The sequence below is a fragment of the Protofrankia sp. CiT1 genome (genome assembly GCF_917627335.1).
In the GTDB taxonomy this organism is placed as follows: Bacteria; Actinomycetota; Actinomycetes; order Frankiales; family Frankiaceae; genus Protofrankia.
Genome location: NZ_CAKJTP010000204.1, coordinates 2,201 through 6,401, shown reverse-complemented (window position 1 = coordinate 6,401; position 4,201 = coordinate 2,201). Strand labels below are relative to the sequence as shown.

7 protein-coding genes are annotated in these 4,201 nt (G+C 66.4%); 2 read left to right on the top strand and 5 right to left on the bottom strand.

Annotated features, from left to right (window positions below; all coding sequences use genetic code 11):
- Positions 1-116 precede the first annotated feature (116 nt).
- Positions 117-593 (top strand): hypothetical protein, encoded by a 477-nt coding sequence (locus tag MJ785_RS19920; RefSeq protein WP_239382243.1) that lies wholly within the window; start codon positions 117-119, stop codon positions 591-593.
- 38 nt (positions 594-631) lie between these two features.
- Here the strand turns inward: MJ785_RS19920 and MJ785_RS19915 are convergent, their stop codons facing one another.
- The gene (locus tag MJ785_RS19915) at positions 632-1,099 is read right to left on the bottom strand and encodes an ATP-binding protein (RefSeq protein WP_239382241.1); all 468 of its coding nucleotides are present in this window, start codon (positions 1,097-1,099) and stop codon (positions 632-634) included.
- A 138-nt stretch (positions 1,100-1,237) separates the two neighbouring features.
- Complete coding sequence (locus MJ785_RS19910; RefSeq protein ID WP_239382239.1) at positions 1,238-1,624, bottom strand: hypothetical protein; 387 nt, start codon at positions 1,622-1,624, stop codon at positions 1,238-1,240.
- On the opposite strand from MJ785_RS19910, the gene MJ785_RS19905 reads away from it, so the two are divergent.
- Positions 1,604-2,359, top strand: a complete 756-nt coding sequence (locus tag MJ785_RS19905; protein ID WP_239382237.1) for a hypothetical protein — start codon at positions 1,604-1,606, stop codon at positions 2,357-2,359. The two genes, MJ785_RS19910 and MJ785_RS19905, sit on opposite strands and share 21 nt — an antisense overlap.
- Before the next feature lie 179 nt (positions 2,360-2,538).
- Here the strand turns inward: MJ785_RS19905 and MJ785_RS19900 are convergent, their stop codons facing one another.
- The 3 genes from MJ785_RS19900 to MJ785_RS19890 form a co-directional block, all read right to left on the bottom strand.
- Positions 2,539-3,555, bottom strand: a complete 1,017-nt coding sequence (locus tag MJ785_RS19900; RefSeq protein WP_239309687.1) for a zeta toxin family protein — start codon at positions 3,553-3,555, stop codon at positions 2,539-2,541.
- A complete protein-coding gene (locus MJ785_RS19895) occupies positions 3,552-3,863 on the bottom strand; it encodes a hypothetical protein (RefSeq protein ID WP_239309689.1) in 312 nt (103 codons plus the stop codon). Before MJ785_RS19895 ends, MJ785_RS19900 begins: the two co-directional genes overlap by 4 nt.
- A gap of 96 nt (positions 3,864-3,959) precedes the next feature.
- Positions 3,960-4,201, bottom strand: a 242-nt coding sequence (locus MJ785_RS19890; RefSeq protein ID WP_239382235.1) for a DUF4913 domain-containing protein, incomplete at its 5' end; no start/stop codon positions are given.

Below are 4,201 nucleotides of genomic sequence, written 5' to 3'. Positions count from 1 at the left end.
CCCGGACGGGCTCGTGCTGTCGTTCTCCCGCGCCGAGTGGGCCGCGTTCGTCGACGGTGTCGAAAACGGCGACAGCGGAGACGAAGATGGTCGACGTTCCCGTTGTTGGGAGTGTCATGCTCGATCGGGTCGCAGCGGACGGGCGGCTGCGACCGTGGGCTCCGGAGGTCGGGCTTGACCGTAGTTACCCGCTCGGTGGTTTCCTGACCCATCGGCTTCTACGCGGTGACCCGCGCAAGGTTGTTCTCGTACGCAGCGGTGTGGAAGTCGCTTCCGGCAACCACCGGAGCCCTGGCCGCCGGCCTGCCAACGATCCGCTCGTCATCGTCCATGACTTCAAGTGGCGCGGCGATGTTGTCACTTATCTGGCGAGGCGGGCGGCGATGCTGGCTGCAGGCGGATGGCAGGAGCAGAGTCCCGCTGTCCGCGACGAGGCGCATCGACTTCTCGCCCACGTGGAGGAGCACGCTGGAAGGCTCGATGTGTCCGGGCAGACTGTGCTCTTCCGACCGGTGGCTATGGACGCTGTCCCGTCCTGGTGGGCTGACGAGTCTCGCGCGATCGTCGACACCTGGCGGCCTCCCGCCGGCTGACCGGCCAGCGCTACGACTGTTGGATGACTTCCTCACCCTCAACCCGTCGGCTCCTCGAACCGGGCGAGGAAGTCATCCAACGCTTCGTCTGTGACGGTCAGCGCGTTGCCGTCGGTACGTTGGTTTCGTATGTGCAGACGGCGGCGCAACACCGAGCGGTCCGCCTTGAAGTACAGCAGATGCCACCGGCCGCCGTGTTCTTCCACGAGTTTCTTGTACCGGTCACGTCCGGCCCGGTCCCACAGGTCGCGATCTATCACCACGGATGTTCCTGCCTTGACCAGGGCGGCCAGCTCGGCCTCCACTTCGGTGACCACTGGGCCTTCCAGCTCGAAGTACCGGTGTTCCGGATAGTCGACGCCGTAGCGACCGTGCCGTGCATGTACCCGTTCGTCGACGGAGAGGCGCACGATGCCCTGGCCCTCCAGGTGCTTGGCGTAGGTCGTCTTGCCAGAACCGGTCAGGCCGCACAGTAGGAACACCTCGGCGACATCCCTGTCCTGCATCAGGAGACATCCCTTCAGCGCTTCGCCTGTCACCCGAAGACTACGACCACTCGACGCCGTCGCCGAACAGCGCCGTCAGCTACCGGTATCACTCTCTGGAGGTACCGAACCGTTTATGCCGTTTTTGTCGATCTACTTTCACTGCCCTGGCTGGTGGGGAGCGACTGTCTTCGGAGCGCGGTCACTCTCCTCAGCGATAGTGCCGGTATCGTCGGCTGGCTCGCTGCTGTCGGTTGCGCTGTTCCGCTGACGGCGGCACTGTACAGGCTGCGGGTAGCCGAGGGAGACCAGTTCCTTCGATGTCCACCCGGCTTCGAGCGCGGCCTTACGCGCGTCGGCGTAAACGGTTTCGGCGTTGGCCACCTGCTGCTGTACGGCAGCGAGTGCGTCGCGGATGGTCTGGCGGGCGTTGGCGGCATCGACGAGGTCTCCGATCGCGCGGATTCGCGCACCTTCTAGACCCGTCTTCCGCACATGCATCCAGTGTGTGGATAGTGTGATTTTTTGTTTGTCCACATCCAGCATCCCGATGAGATCACCGGCTATGCGGTGGCCCTGCCCGGCGACCGGGACCGCCAGGGAGTATCGGTCTGGTACAGCGGCGGACGGCTGGCCGCGGACCTGAGCCTGCCGCAGCTACGACGACGCTGGCAGGCCCCGACCTGCCCGGCCGGTACAGCCGATTCTGCTGACCGGCAGCGGTTGCGCGACCCTGCTGCCCGCCGCCAGGCGGTTACCACAGCGACTGCGGCTGCCGTCAGTGCCGCCGAGCACCTGGCCGCCGACGTCGCCGGTGACCCCGCCAGGGAACAGGATCAGGAAGCGGTGGCGCACGCCGTCGGGGACTTGGCCGCCGCCGTCGCCCACGTCCTACACGGGCCAGACGATGGGCCGATGCACACGGCCAGTGAGCGCATTGCCCGGGCGGCCCGGGCCCGGTGGGCGGCCACCCCGCACACCACTCCGGCCGCTGAAACCGTCCGGGCAGGGGCGCGGATTCTGCTCGCGCTCGGCCGTGCCGGCCCTGGCGAGGCAACCGATTTCGCCCGGCTTGTGGAGGCGTTGCTGCGACTGGCCGAGGCCCTGGCCTTCCTCCGTGCCGCCCAGCAGCGCCATATTCAGGCCGAAGCCGCCGTGGCTGCCGCCCGGATGTTGGCCACCCACATCCCCGGCCAGTCGCCCGTACCACCACGGGTGGCGCATGCAGGGGCGCGCAGCCCTGCCCGTTCCGCGTTGCCGCCTCGGCCTCGGGGGCGGTGAACATGCCTTTCCACGAAGCCGGCGGGTAGCTCGTGCGTCCAAGACTTGATGCTGCGGCGGGAGTGGGACTCGGCCATGGGGCGGGCTGACGCTTCCGGAAGACTGTGTGGGTCGGGGTCGGGAACGGCAGGCCTGTGGCTCTCGCCACGCACCGTCGTGACGGTCGTTTGACCAGCGGGTCACCGTCCGGTGGTCGGCGGTCGGTGGCCGGGTGATGCAGGTGATCGGGGCAGTGTGGCAGAAGAGGAACGCGGGCTGTGGTCCGGAGAGCCGGGGCGGGGGAACGTTACCCTGGCTGCGTCCGTCATGGCGGTTGGTGGCATGCGTGGAGGAGTCGGGTGGAACAGTGGGCGGGCTAGAGTGTCGATCTCGGCGAGTTGAGGAGTCCATTCCGGGCCAGCCTCGCCTGCGAGTGTGCGTTGTACGGCTTGGAAGTCGCCTGTTTCTTGTGGAGTCCAGGGCCGGGTCCGTTCGGTCTCGATTGCGGCTCGTAAGCGGGGCGGTTCGGCCCACTGGCCTGCGGGGGTGAGGTGGTTGAAGTAGCGGGGTTCTGCTTCGCCACGGCGAAATACCGCAACCTGGTCGGCAAGATGGTGGGTATCGATAAGGTCGGCAAGGTCGAGAATACCGGCGTAGGAGTGGCGGGCGTTTTCCGGTGCTGTTAGTCGTCCACGGCCCCGGTCGCGGACCTGTTCGTGGTAGCGGTGTATGATTCCTTGCCGGCTCATGGCTTCGGGAACTCCCATGGTGGCGACGGCTATTTGGTAGCCGGCTTCCCGGTAGCGGCTCATATCTTCCGCGACCCCGGCGGGGTTATCGGCTGTTGCCTGTACAAGAGTATTGAGTCGGTGGTGACGGGCATAGTCCTGGATCATGTGCATCCACCGGCGACCGTCGAACCGGGTGCGAACCGCCATGGTCTGGTCGTTTTCGGCCATGAATTGTTCATAGGATGGATGAAAAGGCTTGTAACGGTCGCTGTCGACATCGATGAATCCGCCCTTGCCGTCAAAGATAGCGCCGATCTGCCGGGCCACCCGCGACTTCCCCGCGCCGGGCTGGGCGACGAGGAACACGACGGTTGGGCGGGGCTGCGGCCGGGCATGACTGGTCTCTACAGGAACGATTTTTTCCTGGAAGATTCTTTCCGCTTCGGCGGCGGGGAGCTGGTCGGGGATGGGAGTGGGCTGGGTCACGCCTGCTCCTGTATCTGGTGGGCGATGTCGGTGAACCGGATACGGGCCTCGGCGACAGCAGCCGGGTCGGCCGGGTCGAGGGTGTCCCGGGCCCGGGCGCAGGCAGCCTGTTCGTTTTTCCATCGTTCCAGCCTGGCCGGGTCCGGATGGAGTTTGTTTTCCTCGGCCGTGATACGGGCGGCGTATGCGCCGACTGCGGCGTGCCCGGCTTCTAGTGCCGCTTCATAGGCTGCGACTTCTTTGCTGTCCCAGGTGAATGGTTTCATGTCGGAGAATACGGACGACTCGAAATCCGCGGATTCTGCCATGTTTTTCATCCTTTTATGGTGTTCGGACAGATGGTGTGGTGGGGCTTGTCGGCGACCCGGCGGCGCGTTCGCTGGCGGTGGTGTCGCAGGCGCGGGTCAGCCGTCCTCGCCTCCTACCGCGGGGTCGAAGTGGCCGGGTGGGACCGGGGTGACGGGTAGGGGCCGGTCGGGTTCGTGACGGTCGGGGCGGCAGGCGCGGAACGGTCCGGAGGGTCCGCACAGCACTGCGAGTTGCGGGTCGAGGTAGGACACGTGCCAGGTGGCGATGCCGGTGTTGGGGTCGGTGCGGGCGTGTTCCCAGGCTCGCCACAGTGCTTCGAGGCGGATGACGGCTTCGG